General features: G+C 45.0%; 10 protein-coding genes and 3 tRNA genes. 1 reads left to right on the plus strand and 12 read right to left on the minus strand.

What is annotated here, in order from left to right:
* Window positions 1–5: 5 nt before the first annotated feature.
* From QUF61_RS08545 to QUF61_RS08570, 6 genes are all read right to left on the minus strand, one after another.
* On the minus strand, window positions 6–4,544 hold the full coding sequence (locus tag QUF61_RS08545) for an nSTAND1 domain-containing NTPase (protein ID WP_289681330.1): 4,539 nt from the start codon (window positions 4,542–4,544) through the stop codon (window positions 6–8).
* A gap of 190 nt (window positions 4,545–4,734) precedes the next feature.
* Window positions 4,735–5,736, minus strand: a complete 1,002-nt coding sequence (locus QUF61_RS08550) for a type 1 periplasmic-binding domain-containing protein (protein WP_289681331.1) — start codon at window positions 5,734–5,736, stop codon at window positions 4,735–4,737.
* Entirely contained in the window at window positions 5,721–6,422 is a 702-nt protein-coding gene (locus QUF61_RS08555) for a hypothetical protein (protein WP_289681332.1), read from the minus strand. The genes QUF61_RS08550 and QUF61_RS08555 overlap by 16 nt, the downstream gene beginning before the upstream one ends.
* Before the next feature lie 5 nt (window positions 6,423–6,427).
* A complete protein-coding gene (locus tag QUF61_RS08560) occupies window positions 6,428–7,498 on the minus strand; it encodes a phospholipase A (RefSeq protein WP_289681333.1) in 1,071 nt (356 codons plus the stop codon).
* Window positions 7,499–7,510: 12 nt separating this feature from the next.
* Entirely contained in the window at window positions 7,511–8,677 is a 1,167-nt protein-coding gene (locus QUF61_RS08565; protein ID WP_103920811.1) for a leucine-rich repeat domain-containing protein, read from the minus strand.
* 83 nt (window positions 8,678–8,760) lie between these two features.
* Window positions 8,761–12,423, minus strand: a complete 3,663-nt coding sequence (locus QUF61_RS08570; RefSeq protein WP_103920813.1) for a PAS domain S-box protein — start codon at window positions 12,421–12,423, stop codon at window positions 8,761–8,763.
* A 744-nt stretch (window positions 12,424–13,167) separates the two neighbouring features.
* On the opposite strand from QUF61_RS08570, the gene QUF61_RS08575 reads away from it, so the two are divergent.
* On the plus strand, window positions 13,168–14,232 hold the full coding sequence (locus QUF61_RS08575) for a CNNM domain-containing protein (RefSeq protein ID WP_289681334.1): 1,065 nt from the start codon (window positions 13,168–13,170) through the stop codon (window positions 14,230–14,232).
* Between the two features lie 134 nt (window positions 14,233–14,366).
* Here the strand turns inward: QUF61_RS08575 and QUF61_RS18205 are convergent, their stop codons facing one another.
* The 6 genes from QUF61_RS18205 to QUF61_RS08600 form a co-directional block, all read right to left on the minus strand.
* Window positions 14,367–14,663 (minus strand): endonuclease NucS domain-containing protein, encoded by a 297-nt coding sequence (locus QUF61_RS18205; RefSeq protein ID WP_407080055.1) that lies wholly within the window; start codon window positions 14,661–14,663, stop codon window positions 14,367–14,369.
* 3 nt (window positions 14,664–14,666) lie between these two features.
* Window positions 14,667–15,104, minus strand: a complete 438-nt coding sequence (locus tag QUF61_RS08580; protein WP_289681335.1) for a DUF7669 domain-containing protein — start codon at window positions 15,102–15,104, stop codon at window positions 14,667–14,669.
* Window positions 15,105–15,548: 444 nt separating this feature from the next.
* On the minus strand, window positions 15,549–16,250 hold the full coding sequence (locus QUF61_RS08585) for a hypothetical protein (protein ID WP_289681336.1): 702 nt from the start codon (window positions 16,248–16,250) through the stop codon (window positions 15,549–15,551).
* A gap of 297 nt (window positions 16,251–16,547) precedes the next feature.
* A tRNA-Leu gene (locus QUF61_RS08590) sits at window positions 16,548–16,634 on the minus strand.
* 41 nt (window positions 16,635–16,675) lie between these two features.
* A tRNA-Cys gene (locus QUF61_RS08595) sits at window positions 16,676–16,746 on the minus strand.
* Between the two features lie 39 nt (window positions 16,747–16,785).
* Window positions 16,786–16,861 (minus strand) — tRNA-Gly (locus QUF61_RS08600).
* Between the last annotated feature and the right edge of the window lie 3 nt (window positions 16,862–16,864).

The following is a 16,864-nucleotide window of genomic DNA, read 5'->3' on the forward strand; positions in this document are numbered from 1 at the left end:
ATTCCTTACTCGATAAAAAATCGCTTGCGTTGCGCGGGTGTCAGTGGCTCGGGCAGAATATTGCGCGCATGAAATATAACTTGCTTCAGTTCTGGCAGCACTTTCCATAAATAGACATGCTGGTGATAATCAGTCATTAAATATTCACAGTTATCACTGAAGCGGGCAAGTCCGCTGTGGTGCATATTCCGGTTTACCCAGCCGAGTTCCTCGCCACTTTTGCGACTCCATAAACGCACGCTGCCATCCCGGGATAAGCTGAGCAGACGTTTATCCTGAGCGCAAAAACGAATATCGGTGACCCAGCCGCGATGTCCATCAAACTGTTGTTGTAGTGATCCGCTTGCACTCTCCCATAAACGAATCGAACCATCCCAGGAAGCCGTGGCAATGGTGTTGCCATCGGTGCTAAATGCCGCTTTATAAACCTCACCTTCATGGCCTTCCAATGTTTGTAGTAAATGACCATCCGTCACTGACCACAGGCTTGCTATGCCCTGTCCTTTGACATTTTTACCCACGCTGAGCAAGGTTTCTCCAGAAGGGGAAAACAATAGTTGTTTAATAAAACCAGCAATCGCCAGTTTGCGTAAGAACAAACCCTGACTGCTCCAGATATCGATCCCCTGATTTCTTGCAGTGCTGGCAAATAACTGACTGTCAGGGCTGAAACTTGCTGCCTGTATGGGCGCATTGCTATGTCCACCAAGAATCATTTTCAGACGGCCATAGCGGTTCCATAAACGTATTTCATTGTCCAGTGAAGCCGTTAACAGGGTTTTTCCATCGGGACTGAAGGCGGTGAAATGTACTTCGTCATGATGCCCTCTTAAGACTTCAAATTGTCCGGTTTTGACATGCCACAAACGTGCATGATGATCCTGATGACCACTGAGCAAACGCTCGGCATTCGGTGAGAAGCTGGCGGTCAGCGTGGTTGTGGGGGTTTGGATACGTTTGATCAAATGCCCCATGTGCGTATTCCATACTTTCAGGGTATTTGCAAAAATACCCAGTGCATATTGACTGTCAGGGCTGAAGTGCAGTTGTTGTAAATCCGTATTGGCACTGAGCTGCGCGGTGATGGTAGTGGGCCGGGTTTGCCATAAACGCAGGGTTTGATCTTTGGAAGCACTTGCCAATAGTTGCCCATCGGGGCTGAACTCAACCTTATGAATAGCTGATTCATGTCCCACCAATGTTGCCTGTAAGCGACCTGAACGCGTTTTCCATAAGCGCAGTTTACCATCGCGGGAAGCGGTTGCTAATTGCATACTATCAGGACTGAAAGCCAGACTGGTGACTGCACCTTGATGTGCGCGTAAGCGATGCTTGGCTTCGCCTTTATCATTCCACAAGATTGCGGTTTTATCCTGGCTGGCGGTGGCAACCCAGCGTCCATCAGGACTGAAGCGGGCAGCATTAATCGCCGCCTGGTGTTTATCCATGCGTTGCAGGCGCTCGCCCGTGTTGACATCCCACAGCAAAGCCACACCATCATCAGAAATGCTCAGTAAATGTTCGCCTTGTGGTGAAAACAAGACTTGGTTGACCTGCTCTTCATGTTCGCTCAGAATTAAGCGCGTTTTTCCTGTTGTCAAATCCCATATCCGTACTGTACCGTCTCTGGAGGCGCTGGCCAGCAGATCAATACCGGCAACCGGGCTGAATACAGCATTAAATACCGCGCCCTGATGACCGCGTAAAACCTTATCTAACATGCCGCTTTGGCCGTCCCAGATATGGATGGTGCCATCCTGCGCAGCACTGGCAATGCGGTTACCATCGGGACTGAAATTGGCATGATATAATTCGCCGCTGTGTCCAGCTAAATTCACCAATAAAGCACCGCTATGCACGTTCCATAAACGCGCAGTGCTGTCTAACGAAGCGGTGAGCAGGCGCTCCTGATCCGGGCTGAATACTACATCCCAGACCTGATTTTGATGACCGTTGAACACGGTTTTCAGTTGCCCATTGCCGGTATTCCACAAGCGCACCTGGTTATCATCGCCTGCACTGGCTAACCATTTGCCATCCGCGCTGAAATCCAGATTCCAGATACCGGCATTATGTCCGCGTAAAATATGGCGTTCGCGTAAATCGCTGACGGATTTACGCAAACTGATTTCAGCCGCCACGGCATAAGGCCGTTGTTTATCTGAATCACCAATTAAGCGTGGCAAAGCTTCCAAACTCAGGGACAAGGCTGTTGCAATTTGTCCGTCCTTGGCTTCCTGTTGCGCCAGCGCGCTTAAAAACATGGATTGGGTACGCAGGGCGTGGTTTTTATCCTGCTCCGCCAGCACCGCCTGTTGCTGAGCCAGCAAAGCATGTTGTTCGGCTTTATGGCTTTGTTGATAAGCATATAAACCGCTGAGTACAGCGAGAATTGCCAGCATGGCAAAGGCTTCAGCCAGACGGCGACTTAGCCTCAGCTTCGCCACTGTCTGCTGCTCTAATGCCCGGTGATGCTCAGTGACTGCGCGCAAAGAGCATTCAATATACTCATGAATAAAGGGATCAATGCTTTCCGGCCATTGTCTGAGCAGTTCTTCCCCCTGGCTTAAAGGCTTACCTTCTGGCAGCAATAATTCAGGGTTATGCTTTTCTTCTATCCATAAACGTGCTGCGGTTTTGATGCGCACTCGCATTTGTAACAGATGATAATTTTCCGTGACCCAGTTTTGCAGGCGTGGCCAGTGCTGGAGTAGCGAATCGTGAGTAATCCTGGCAATAGAAATTCCGTCTTCGGCGCGATCAGTGACCACCAGACGGGCTTTGATAAAGGCTTCCAGCAATTCCTGCATGGCTGAATAGCGTGGTTGCTCGGCATCCGATTCCTGATATAAAAAACGTCGCCCGGTAATCGGCATATTATTATCATTGTCCAGACTGATCAAGGTACGCATCAAGGTTGGCATTGCCATTTGTGCTTCAACGCTGACATTGTGGTAAACCATTTCCGCACGTTGTGCCAGCGCACCTTCCAGCCCCCCCAGTAATTCATAAGCGGCAAAAGTCAGATAACCCGTTGCACTGCGCTGTTCATATAAAGCATCCAGCGTGAATTCCAGCAAAGCCAGGTTTTCGGGGTTTTTCACCATGCTTTGCAGCAATTCCTCATCCAGCCGCGTCCCTGTTTCTTCGTTGGATTCAAATTGCAAGCCAGCAGCATAAGCCGGTAAGCGAATCATCTGGCTGAGTTCGCCTACGGTGGGCACGGTCAGTAAATATTGTCCATTACCCGCCACCAGCTTTGCCAGGATGGGGTATTCGGCAATACGTGGATAAAAATCCGAACGCAAGGTTGCCAGCACCCAGACCAATCCGGTTTGGCTTAACCAGGCCAGGGCCTGAAAAAAACTGTGTAAGGCTTCGGGTTTGAGTTGTGGCAGGGAAAATAAGGCATCTAATTGATCCAAACTGATGATGACGCGCACCTGGCCTGCCTGCGCACCCATGCTGTACGCAATTTGATTCAGGCGCTCACACATACACTGTTCCAGTTCTTGTGCCAGATGTGTGTCCAGTTGTTCTGCCCGGAGTATATTGTTGAGTAATACCAGTAAAGGTGGTGTTGTGCGCTTGGCATAGGGTTGGGAATGGGCGCGGGCGCAGGACAGCTCCAGGTTTTGTTCAATCGCGGCGGCTAAAGCCAGCAACGGTTCATGCTGAATTTCTGCAAGATTGAGTAAAATCTGTTTCCAGGCGGCAACCCCTTCAATCACCCCGGGCTGGGTCAGCATTGGCAAAACCCCGGAGCGCAGCAGAGAGGATTTACCGCTGCCACTCATGCCTGAAATCAGCAAAAATGCCTGTTTATGCAAGGCATTATTGCGCAGCATTTCGAGGATTTCACTGACCATGCGGGTACGACCAAAAAATACCGATGTATGTTGTTCGGTAAAATAGTCCAGGCCACGAAAAGGTGAGCCTTGACGCCAGGTGATGGCGTGCAGATGGGTATCGGTGTCGGTGGAAGGATAACGTCGCTCAATTAATTTGCGTAGATGATCTTCCAGGCGCTCTTCAAATTCCGCCAGGTTATTAAAAGGATTAAAGGCGGCGACAAATGAGCCTTCTTCATCCTGAAACCATTTGCGGTTAAATACGTCCAGTGCTTGTTTTTGTGCCAGTCGTGCCTGGTAATCCGGCATATCAGGATTAATATGCGCTGCTGCCATTTTACGGTAAATCAGGATTTCCGGTTTTCCATACTGCTCAAACCCCGCCCAGGCATCTTCAAATTCATATTCAGTGCCGGACTCGTAGCGACTGCCATCGGGACGGGTGATGTTAGCGGGTAAACGTGTACCAATTCGTGCCCACAAAATGCCCAGAAAAATATCGGTTTCAGAAGGGGGCTTGATTTGGGTTTGAAATGTTTCGGTCATGAGCATAGGCTCATGTTCCCAGAACAGGGGTTCAAGTTTTACCCTGTCAGCGAAGTATTCGGATAAGCGTTTGATAACCCTTGCAGTAATCACGCGCTCTTCATTGACATCACCAGGGGAAGAAACAAAAATTGTAAGTACAGACATGGCAGAATAAGGCTTGTGGCAATATAATTAACCTGAGTTCGGCGTAAGCTTCATTCAGTGCTAAGTTATTAATGGTGTGTACTGAATTTGACTGATTTTCTAAAAAATCCTTCGTCGGCTTCAGATTAACTAACAAAATACCACGAATAAGCAACAAAACCATGCTAAATTTTGCGCTATGTCATGCCCATTAATCAATTACCCGATCCAGTTTATCTAAATGTTCAAGCAAAATTGGAATCTCTTTTTGCTGCGTTAAATTCAGATTTAAGCATTTATGGGTTGATAAGGGTTCGGCAATAAGCTTATTTTTGATTTGCCAGCCAGCGGCTTTAATGTCCATCAGCATGTCAGCGCCTTGCAGACCCAGATCGTAATGATCGGGGCTGACCGAATAGGTGCCAAAGCCAATCTCGGAGCGGCTGAGCTTGTCAAACCCCACAATAACCGGTTTATTAAAGCGTTTTAAGGCGGGCAGCCAGGCATTTTGCAGAAAACGCTGGCTCAGCAGCGTATTGTCATTGACCACCCACAGGGCATCAATATCATTTTTGAGTAAACGCCGCAGGTGATAATTAAGTTGTTGAAAAGTGACTTGATTAGGTAGTTGTACACCAATGAGTTGAAATCCTTCTTCGGTTGCAAGTTTATGGTTATTTTGGTATAAGGCAGCCATCCATTCACGGTACAAAACACCGATTCTCTGCGTTGGTTGTCCGGTTAAACTGCGTAATTGCACCAGACTGGTGACTGCGGGAATTTCATAACGTATTCCGGTGATGTTCATCACCTTGGAGAGAAACCTGTCAATGTATAAAGCGGACAGTACCAGGGTTGGTGGAAAATGTTGTTCGGGTCTGGCCTGTTGGTAAGTTTTATAGAGTCCCAGCGCCCGATTACCTAACAGTACGATTGCCTCAGGACGATTTGTGCTGATGTGGGCGGCAATAGTTTCCGCCGTTGTTTGCCTGGATACCACCGTATCGATAAAATTAAGCTCTTCACCCAAATCATCTCGCAAACCCTGTAATGTGCGCTCAAAATTTTCTCCTTCTGCCCGCAGAATCAGTACCGTTTCCTGAGCGACAGCCAGCGAGCCGTTCAGCCATAAGAGCAGGCTACAGAACATCAACACTAGCAGTCCTGTGATTTTAATGTGATTGCCAGTACGTAAGGTCAGTGAAGGAGCCATTTATCAACTCCCAGTAATGCATTGCTGCCTGAATCTAGTTTTCTGAAGCACTCACTAACTTCCTTATGCAGCTTTTTATCACGCAAGGCCACACCAGGAAGCCTCAGGCGCACGCGGGTAGGGATGGAAACCAGCGGCTGCTGGGAGCGACGCTTAAGAAACTGATAATCCTTTTGTGAGATAAAAACGGCCTTCACATAACGAAAAGTCAGTAATGGCAGAATATCTTCCACCTTGGTAACACGTTTAATCCTGACCTTGACCCCAAGCAAACGATTAATCAGCATCTGCATGGGGCGACGCCCAAGCAGATCCACGACCCCCACTTCCAAACTGGGCAGCGCACCTTTATCGACAGGGGGAGGGCGTGAGACCAGTAGATAAGCTTCATCGGTCGCACCTTTGTGACTCCCTTGAATAGTGAGTGAATAACCGCTGATTTGTTTAATCAGCGCTGGTAACGTCAAAATGCTGTCAGGTGGTTTTTTTTTGAGCGAACGCTTAAAGTCCCGAACCTTGGAAAATGCCGTTATTTGCATATTTTGGCAATGCCGGGAGAGATGTATTTCCAGATTTTTAGGACGAATATCGGAAGGGTAAAATACATATAAGGAAAACGCTGGGCTGTTGCTCCAACCCAGCATCATGCAAAAACCCAGCAGAAAATAAACTAATCGATGGTTCAAATGCGTTATAACCAGTCCGTCAGTTTAATACCCAGACCAATGCTATTTACCCGGCGATTATAGTCAATCAGGCTTTCCCCATAACCGTTAAACCATTGTACATAACCGCGCAAACGTCCATATACCGGAAAACTCCAGTCCAGTTGTGTTGCACCATGATTATTTTTGGAACGTAGGTTATTCCGCAACATTAAACTGAACTGATGTTGCTGCCATTTGTACACACTGGTCAATTCAAAATGCCCCATGTATTGATGAATATCGGGATTGTCGTCTTTTTCTTCTGTTTCCGGCAAACGATACCAGGGTTGTATGGCAAAACCCAGATTGCCTTTTGCAAATACCGAGCGCAGATAAATACGGTTCCAACTGCGGGATAGGTTGCCACCCCGACCATTAGACTGATGATTAATGCCTATATCATTAAAGGCATTGTTCAACCCAAATATTTTCCAGCCGGTATAAAAGCGTAACCAGGCTTCCGGCTCATGATTGGTTTCCCGAAACGGGGACGATAAGGTTTTGTTATAGACTTGCCAGAAAGAGCGATTGGTATAAGCAGCATACAGATCACCATTATTGCCAAACAGGTTTTTAACAACAGGAAATTTAAAGCTGAGCTGAAATTTTGCTTCAATTTTATCCAGTTCAATACTATCGTCGTTATACATTTCTCGAAAAGGCGCGTGATGAACTTCTGCAAAATTATAAGCACCCAGCAATAAATAATTGGGTTTATACGGGGTGATGATAAAAGAGGCATCTTCAGAATTTTTTTCCGCAATAATGCGCTTTACAACGGGTGATGTGCTGGTATCTGTTTGTTTGCTGCTGGCCTGTGCTTGTTTGCTTATTGCTGTGCTTGATAAATTGGATGCAGCCCCCAGTTTTGCCAGATGTTTCTGACATTGTTTTTTTAGAAAACCGATGGTTGTATTATCACTGGCCGTGGTCATGGCATCTAAAATACAAGTGTTTAGCACCTGTTGCGACTCCTCCGCTTGTGTAGGGGGAGCATAAACCAGATATAAACAACATAAAGCAGTGATCAAGCTTGTTGCGGGTCTTTTATACATTATAAAGCATCCTTATTTTCTTATTAATATGCGTTGCTTACCCAATTGCAGAAACTTAACGGGAACATCGTGCAAATTCAAGCGGATTAAGTCGGGTAACTTGAACAAGTGTTCAGGCAATGTATTGAGCGGATTACCACTAAGCTCCAGGCGTTGTAATTGCAAACAGCCTTCATGTTGCTCCGGCCATTGTTTAATCTGATTCCCGCTGAGATCCAGGCGTTGCAAGCGGGGTAGATGAAAAATAAATTCCGGTACAGTTTTCAGTTGATTATAACTGAGATCTAAAACTTCAAGATCACTTAGTGCGGCGCACTCATCAAGTATGCTTTCAAGTTGATTATGGCTAAGATTCAGGGTTTGTAATTGTTGGAATTGGGTAAAATCTGTTGGAATTCGGGACAGTTGATTATGACTTAAATCCAGCCAACGCAAGTTACGCAACTGATATAAGCTTTCCGGGCATTGTTTGAGATGGTTGCTGATCAAACTCAGGCGTTTGAGTTTAGGCAGTGCGCTGAGTTGCAGTTTTTTCAGTTGCGCACCACTGAGATTTAAACGCTCAAGGTGTGGCATGTGAGATAAGACAACGCTGTCCAGCGGATTGCGACTGAGATTTAAGCGTTCAAGCACAGGCAAACCATGCAAGTCACATTTTTTAAGCTGGTTAGTGCTGAGATTGAGTTGTAATAAGGCGCTTAGCTCATTCACGTCATTGGGCAACTCTAAAAACATATTGCTGGATAAGTCCAGCAATTGCAGGGAAACCAGTCGTCCAAGGTTGCGTGGTAATTGACGCAGGCGATTAGCCTCAAGATGCAGGCGTTGCAATGAGGTTAGGGTAACCAGTTCTGCGGGCAATGTGCGCAACTGATTAAAGCCCAAATCCAAACGCTGTAAAGACTCCAGCCTTGACAAATCACCGGTTAACATCACCAGTTGATTATGACTGACACTCAATCCTGCCAGTTTATGCAACCAAAATACTTTAGGCGGCAAACCGGTGAGTTTGTTATAGCTCAGTTCCAACCATTTCAGGTTACGCAACTGCCCCAGTTCAGCAGGCAGACTGTGCAATTGTTTATTACTGAGATCGAGGACATTGCTGCCCGTTTTCGCCGCTTCCGTCACCAGTTGATATAAACGACGATTTTCCAGGTTTTTTGCCAGATCGCTCACGCAGTTTCCTTCATTAGTTACTGATGTTACGTACCCCGATTGTTTATAGTTTAAACCTTATATTTTCTTGGGCAGCCTCCTGCTTACTCAACCGGAATACTAAAAGTGACCAGGAAACGTTTGCTGTTTTCCATTAATACCCGGTGACTGATAGAAGCTAGATGGAACGTGGAACCATCACGATGTTGTTCATCGGTCGTGATAAAACGCGGCTGATCACTGCTGATTAATAAACTGAAGTATTCCCTGATAACTTCATCATGGCGCGTTTCCGGTAGCACCATGGTAAAAGGTTTACCCACTAAATCCTCAACATGATACCCATATAAGTCTGCATACGCATAGTTTAATTGCACAAAACGTCCACGATCATCGGTGACAGACATGGCGATGCGGGTCACGTTAAAAATATCCCGGGTCATTTGCATTTCATTATGTAACATGCTTTCGTTCTGCGATAAATCACCCGTCTCCACAACCTGCCCTAATTGCCAATGCGTCCAGCCCGGAATCGGATAATGCAGCCCTATATTGCGCCACTGAATACGGCGTTGCGTGCCGTCTTTACAGTGTAATTTTGCCTGCCATTGGTGTTCCCGCGAGCCACTGGTCAGGCTTTCAAACTTCGCAGGCTCAGGATACAGCCGTTGAATAATGGCAGGGTTGCTTAAAATCTCCCGTGCCGTATAACCACTGATTTGTTCTGAGGCCGCATTCCAGGCAATAATCTGTCCCTTATCATTAACTGCGTTGAGTAACAGGGGCAAATGTTCAATCAGTTTGCGCACCGGTGTATTGGCCAGATGGTAGCTGTCAGCAAAACTATGTGGTGCACAATCAGTAATATCCATTGCAAACACCACCAGACCGGTAATTTTGCCACTGATATTGCGATAAGGAATACGCCCCACCTGCAAGCGCCGTTTTCCACCCATGGCATCAACACGTAAATCCAGGGTTTCGTATTTGCTTTCACCACTAAGTAAAACCCCTTGATTATCAGAATAAAACGCTTTGTAATCATCCTCCTTGCCAAACACATCCACTGCCGGTTTATTAGCCAGCAATAAATGATTTTCAGGATTACGATGCCAGATCATCATTGGTACGGTATCGAGTATCTGTTGATACTCCTCCCACTGCGCACGCATATTTTCCCATATTTTTTTACGCTCACTGATGTCGTGCATCAAGCTGAACTGATAAAGAATGTGGCCTTTTTTATCGCGCACGGCATCGGTGCGCTGCCAGATATGGAAACGTTTTTTATGGACATCAAGGGCGTTTAATTCTCCACTCCAACCCTGACCTTGTTGCAACTGGGGTCTGATTTCCCGGTTAATGATTTCTTTGGACTCTGGCGGGAAACAATGTTCATTTTGCAAGGGTTGCTCCAAAGTGCAACCAAATAATTCAGTATAAGCCGGATTAATGTACACCAGATCGCCGTTCTCTCTGGCAATAGCAACGGATTCTTCGGAGGCATCAATGATCGACTTGAATAGCGTCAGATCGGCTTGGTTTTTTTCACGTTCAGTGATATCTATGCCCACGCCAAATAAATAATCCAGGCTGCCGTCAGCCTTGACCACAGCGCGACTGTGCCATTCCACCAGACGTATCTCATTGTCTTTAGTGTAAATCTGGCTTTCCACCAATGCCGGGCGCATGGAAGTGCTTAATAAATCCAGTTCCAGGTTCATATGCTGGCGTTCATCTTCCGGCACCAGCGCCTCTAAAAAATTCTGTCCTAATAAACTGTCGGTTTCATAACCCAACACCTTTTGCAATGCACGATTTAACATGCGGATGTTGCCATCAGGCTCAATTGCCAGGAAAAAGGTGGGTGAACCCTCTACCAGGGTTTTCACAAAATCGCGCTCACTGCGCAGGGCTTCTTCCTGGGCGCGGCGCTCGGTAATATCGCGTAAGGTGGCGCACACCAAAGATCGCCCCTGGAACAAATAGCTGCTGCCCACGGAAATTTCCACTGGAAATACCGTGCCATCGCGTTTTTTATGCCAGCGCAGACTGATAACCTGATGCCGGGTACCGGTATATAGCGCTGTGCGTGATTTAGAGGGTTCCGCAGATAAGTCATTGGTTGACAGATGCAGCCATTCCTCTTTGGTGTAACCATACATGGTCACCGCGATATTATTGACATCAAACACCTGTTGGGTGTTCGCATCAAAGACAATGGTGGCACTGGAAGAGGCTTCAAATAATTGACGGTATTTGGACTGGCTTTCCCATAAAGAGGTTTCTAACTGTTGGCGCTCCGTGGTTTCACGCACGACCAGCAACAGCATATTTTTGCCCTGCAATACAAAAGGACTGGTGGTCACTTCAACCGGAAACACCGTTTCATCCTGACGCTTATGGTGGCGACGGCGGGTATGGCGGCCCGGGCGTTTACGTGTGGTTTTTTCCACCTGTGCCGACAAGTCATGACGATGCAGATGCAAAAATTCCTGGAGATTATAACCATACATCTGCATGGCAGCGCGATTGGCATCAATAATCTTATCGGTTTCATCATCAGCCAAAAATACCGCATCAACCGTCGTCTCCATTAACTGCTGATAACGGGTTTCACTGAGTTGATATTGATCTTCGGCTTGCTGCACGCTGGTAATATCCACATGCATACCGATAATATGCACCGGCTTACCGGCAGTATCACGCAATGCCCGACCCCGGCAGCGTGTCCAGCGGTAACTGCCATCCTTATGTTGTAGACGATGGGTGTTTTCAAACTGATCCGTCATGCCTTCCAGATGGTTTTCAATATCAGCCACCACCCGCTTGTAATCCACTGGATGAATCCGTTGATACCAGGTATCAATCACATTCATTAAAGCTTCTTCATCATAACCCAGCATCCGCTTCCACTGCGGTGGCAGACTCAGTGAATTAGCTTCCAGATCCCAATCCCAAAACTCAATCTGGCTGAGATCTTCTGTAACCGTTTGCGGGTTAGTGCTGCTGGCATCATTGCGCAAAGCCATTTCGGTTTGCTTATAAGTGGTGATGTCCGAAAAGGAAATAACCACCGCATAAGGTGTCATTTCATCGCGCCACAGAGGGTGTGCGTTCACGTTCAACCATAATAAATGCCCATCGGGTTTTTCCACCCCTAACACCGTGCCGGTAGAGGGCTGTCCAGTGCGCAGCGTACAAATGGCAGGATGGGTTTCACTGGGGAAAGGTTTACCATCCTCACGAATAATATTCCAGTCGGGATCCACCAGTGTCCAGCCGATCATCTGCTCAGAAGACAGGCCCAAAATACGTTCAGCGCTGGGATTACAGGCACCAATCGTACCGTTGGCATATTGCAGCACCACGCCCTCATCCAGTACATTAATCATTTCCTCAGCAATGCTGGGGCGCTCACGTCCACTGATATCCATTGCCACCACATAAAAAGCATCTTCCTGAGAGGCGGCGGAAGTAATCTCCCATAATAAATGGCGATACTCACCATTCTGGTGACGAAAGCGATTGGAAAAACTGGTGGAAACAGAACCTTCGCGCAACTGCTCCAGATAGTATTGCGTTGATGGGCGATCATCGGGATGTACAAAATCAATCAGCGATTTTGCCAGCAACATGCCGGTAGATAAGCCTAGACTTTTTTCCCACGCTGAATTAACTTCCTTAAAACGGATATGAAAATCCAGAATGGCAAACATGGCAGAGGTTCGCCAAAAAAAACGAGAATGATGCGGGGTATTGGACATAGAAACCACAACGCGTTCTTGAACAAGCTAATAAAATAATATCCTACCACTAACCTGAGTATGATACAGGATGTTTTAGCGTCTCATATCACAACTGCATATTATAGTTAATCTCAATGCAGCGTTAAGAACGCTGTTTAATTAGACAGCAATCTCGATGCCATAATTTTCATTAAGGCAAATAAGCTGATAATTTTATATGAAATTTTTTTTCAGACTAAGGTGGTAAAACACAAGAAAAATTAACTAAGGAGTGAGGATGAAATAAGTGCAGGAACTGGGCGCAGGATTTTTATTCATTTTCAAGGTGTGAAAACCGGCGCATAGCAAGCTATGTAACTGCCTAAGTCCAAACAGGCACAACGCAGAAAATGGAGAAAAAGACCAGCCAAGTTTCTGAAGTTATAAAATTCTCACTCCTAAATAAGGGTTTGAGTGAAGACCAGCCCAGTTTCTGAAGTTATAAAATTCTCGCTCCTAAGGATAAGCATACGGATTGCCCCGCTGATTACATTGAAGGTTAATTTGCTGGGAGTAGTATTTTTCAGAGAATAGTTATAGTGGAATGAAGGGGAATTAGGGAAATTATGGATAAAAATTTACAGACATCCATGCTTTTGATTGGTTCAAAACATGGGGGTCTCCAAATTTCGTTCAAGCAGGTGCATTGTAATAAAACAGTCTTAAATTGAGAATTGCTGCATCTATGTCTACAAACGCTTAAAGCACGATATAATGTGCTCCATGACACTACTTATCGTCTATGTCCTCATCGCCCTGCTTTTCTCTTTTATCTGCTCTATCGCTGAAGCGGTAATCCTCAGCGTGAGCGGCCCTTACATCGCCATCCTGGAACAAGAGGACAATCCGGCAGGTATTTTATTACATAAACTCAAAGCAGATATTAATAAGCCCCTAGCCGCCATTTTAACCCTCAACACGATTGCCCACACCATCGGTGCCGCTGGCGCTGGCGCACAAGCGGCTAAGATTTTTGGTAATACCTATGTCGGAATCATCTCAGCCATTCTCACCTTGCTTATCCTCATTTTTTCAGAAATTATTCCCAAGAGCCTGGGGGCGCATTATTGGCGTCAATTGGCTCCAATAACAGCACGTTTCCTCGTGGCTCTGATTTTTATGCTCTACCCCTTTGTGATGCTATCGAAAAAGATCACCCGCTTACTTTCCAGGGATGAGGCACTCAATGGTTTCAGCCGCAGTGAATTTGCCGCTATGGTAGAAATTGGCAAACAGGAGGGGAAACTGGAGGAGCATGAGTCGCGCATTATCCGTAATTTATTTTTACTGCATGAAACCCGGGTCAGCGATGTCATGACGCCAAGACCTGTAGTATTTTCTGTAGCTTCTACCTTGACCGTCGCTGATTATTTTGACAATTACAGTGATATGCGTTTTTCACGTATCCCGATTTACGATGAACACCCCGACCAGGTGATTGGTTTTGTTCTCAAAGACGATTTGCTCCTGGCGCGCGCCCGGGGTAATGGCGATACGCCCTTACCAACTTATCGGCGTGATATTGCAGTGCTTGATTATCAATATCCACTTTCCAAAGCATTTGATGAATTTCTCGATAAACGCGCTCAGATTATGTTGGCAATGGATCGTTTTGGTGGACTTTCAGGCATTATTACCTTAGAAGATTTACTGGAAACATTGTTGGGCGTAGAGATTGTTGACGAAGCCGATCAGGTGCCTGATATGCGCAAACTTGCCCGCCGTTTATGGCATAAACGGGCGCTTGCAATGGGGATCAAAATGCATGGGCAAGATACTAAGGAGTGAGGATGAAATAGAATAAAATGAAATTTACAGAAAAATAAATTTACAGACATCCATGTTTTTGATTGGTTCAAAATATGGGGGTCTCCAAATTTTTTGTCTCCAAATTTTTCGTGTGAATTTTGATTGTTATATTTTTATTCAACTTTATTCAATGTAATAGACAATTGATACTCAAAAAGTTCTACATTATTCAGCCCATCACAAGCAAGTGAAAGATCTTCAGATATTTCACGAGCGATGATAATACCCCGAACATCTTGCCCTTCTTCCGCTTGGTGTTTTTTAATCCAAGAAACATACCTCAATAATTGACCAATTACACGATCATATCCACGAGATACTTTTAATTCTATTACTACATAATTGTTATTTTTGTCTAATGCTAAGATATCAATATATCTACCACCTACGGGATATTCAATTCCTGTGATACCTTATTCTTCAAACAATCTTAACCCTGGCTCAATGAGGGCTAGATTCTTTGAGAGGAAGTTTTGTAGATCTTTTTCATAAGCAAACTCAGCGTTATCCTCTTTGACATCAGATTCATTTTTACTATTATCTTCTGATATAACCTCAACTTTTACTAAAGGATAAGGGTCATTTTGTGCGTCATATAATCTATAAGTACTTCCATCTATTTGATAGAACAAATCATCTTCTATAGGTTTGGCACTGTAGTGAAAGCGGCTCTTTGCATTTGTTGACATTCTGACTAAATGAGCTGTTATTGTACCTTGCTTTATTTTTGGGTATTTATCATTGAACCATGCAATTGCTTGATTCTTTGTAATTCTGTCTCCTTTTTTCATGGCAAAATCATCCACCATATCTTTCATGAGCAGACGAGTTGATTTTTCATAAATTGCCATGATATTCCTCTAAAATATAATATTGCCATCACCCGGAAAGAAAGTGGTGTGCCTTTTGCAGATTTTTGCAAAAGGCGTGATGCTTTCTTGCTCGGCGTGTATGGATATGTTAGAACTATTTAGCATTTAATATGAAACGACTTGGTTTATTTGAGAACAATTCATAACTTTCTACATGTACCAGCCCTAAATATCTAAAGTCAGTATGATGCCTGATACGATGAAATACATGAATTTGATCGGTTGATTTATTAGCATTTATCATTCGTTCTTCTGCAAAGTGGTCGGTCGGCCCTTCCCATTTCAAAATCTTTCCATCTAGCTGATCTTGATATTGTTCTGGGAAAATTTACAGACATCCATGTTTTTGATTGGTTCAAAACATGGAGGGTTCCAAATTTGTCCAAATTTGGGCTTGCATATACCCCAACCAGCAAAGTTAGATTAGAACCGATTGCGATCTTGTGATATTGCGCGATCAGTTCTATTCCGTATTGCCCGACTGGTTTCTGCGTCATGGCGACGTGCAAAAGCCTTATTTGTATATACCAGCTTATACGATGACATGACCTGGTAGTTTTTTTTATAATTTAACGATACCTGGCTATTGGCACTTATTGCCCAAACCAAGTTAGATCCTATCAAGGTTTCTGTAATGTTCCTGGTTAATAAATCAGAAATTGATCCCAAAACACTTCCATTATTATTTTGGCTCTTTCTGACATTTGTTGCTTTTCCGTATTTATCCGTTAATTGGGAATATAACGACTCATAAAAATACTTTCGTTCTTCCGGCTTTAGCTTCATGACGTTGAGTGTTGCCTCAATCTTATAGAGCTGCTTCGACAATTTAGTAAAAAAAAGTGCGACGGTGGTGAACTTGCCAAACAATTTGGTTTTATAACTGTATCTGCGTTCTTTGGGTTTTGTATTTAAGATTTTTTCGTTATAACTGGAAAGGTATGATGACGTACCCGGAGACATCGGCAACTGCCTATTTCGCGCCAAGCGTTTAACAGCGTTTATCGTGTCACCGAATACCCAGCCATCAAAAATTGCAAAATCGCGTGTCAATGCTGCGGCATTGCTTTTTTCTCGAATATCAGTTTGACATGGGGTTAATTGATACACGGTTAAGCCGTTCATAACGCATTCGTATATTTTTGCGGTTACGTTAGATGACCATAACACTATGCTAAACATTAATAGAAAACGGGATAGGTAATTGTTCATAACTTCAATTCTTAACTGGCCTGTATATTTGATGGATAGTAACCTAATTAAAGGGAACGTTACCATTTTCCTGATAAAGAATAAAGATTTAGATGTTCCACGCCAAAAAGGTCTGATGGGGCGGAAAAGGGAAGTGAGATGGAACAGATATTTGCTACAATTTTGCTACAATCAACAAAAATACATCAACTCTAAATTGCTCAAAGTTGTTGGTGCCCGGGGCCGGACTTGAACCGGCACGGTGTTACCACCGAGGGATTTTAAGTCCCTTGCGTCTACCAATTTCGCCACCCGGGCAGGGTGTTGTATAGCTGAATCAAAAAGCAATTAAAAGGGTAAGGCTGAGGTCGGAATCGAACCGGCGTCCACGGCTTTGCAGGCCGCTGCATAACCACTCTGCCACTCAGCCCTGATGATTTTGCTTTTAAGAAAAATGACAATGAAAAATTGGAGCGGGAAACGAGATTCGAACTCGCGACCCCAACCTTGGCAAGGTTGTGCTCTACCAGCTGAGCTATTCCCGCGTT

Origin of the sequence: Candidatus Venteria ishoeyi (assembly GCF_030378065.1) — a bacterium.
Taxonomy (GTDB): Bacteria; Pseudomonadota; Gammaproteobacteria; order Beggiatoales; family Beggiatoaceae; genus Venteria; species Venteria ishoeyi.

Coding starts and splice junctions, on each gene's coding strand:
- QUF61_RS08545 (WP_289681330.1), bottom strand. CDS start 4,544: ATGTCTGTACTTACAATTTTTGTTTCTTCCCCTGGTGATGTCAATGAA.
- QUF61_RS08550 (WP_289681331.1), bottom strand. CDS start 5,736: ATGGCTCCTTCACTGACCTTACGTACTGGCAATCACATTAAAATCACA.
- QUF61_RS08560 (WP_289681333.1), bottom strand. CDS start 7,498: ATGTATAAAAGACCCGCAACAAGCTTGATCACTGCTTTATGTTGTTTA.
- QUF61_RS08570 (WP_103920813.1), bottom strand. CDS start 12,423: ATGTCCAATACCCCGCATCATTCTCGTTTTTTTTGGCGAACCTCTGCC.
- QUF61_RS08575 (WP_289681334.1), top strand. CDS start 13,168: ATGACACTACTTATCGTCTATGTCCTCATCGCCCTGCTTTTCTCTTTT.
- QUF61_RS08580 (WP_289681335.1), bottom strand. CDS start 15,104: ATGGCAATTTATGAAAAATCAACTCGTCTGCTCATGAAAGATATGGTG.
- QUF61_RS08585 (WP_289681336.1), bottom strand. CDS start 16,250: ATGAACGGCTTAACCGTGTATCAATTAACCCCATGTCAAACTGATATT.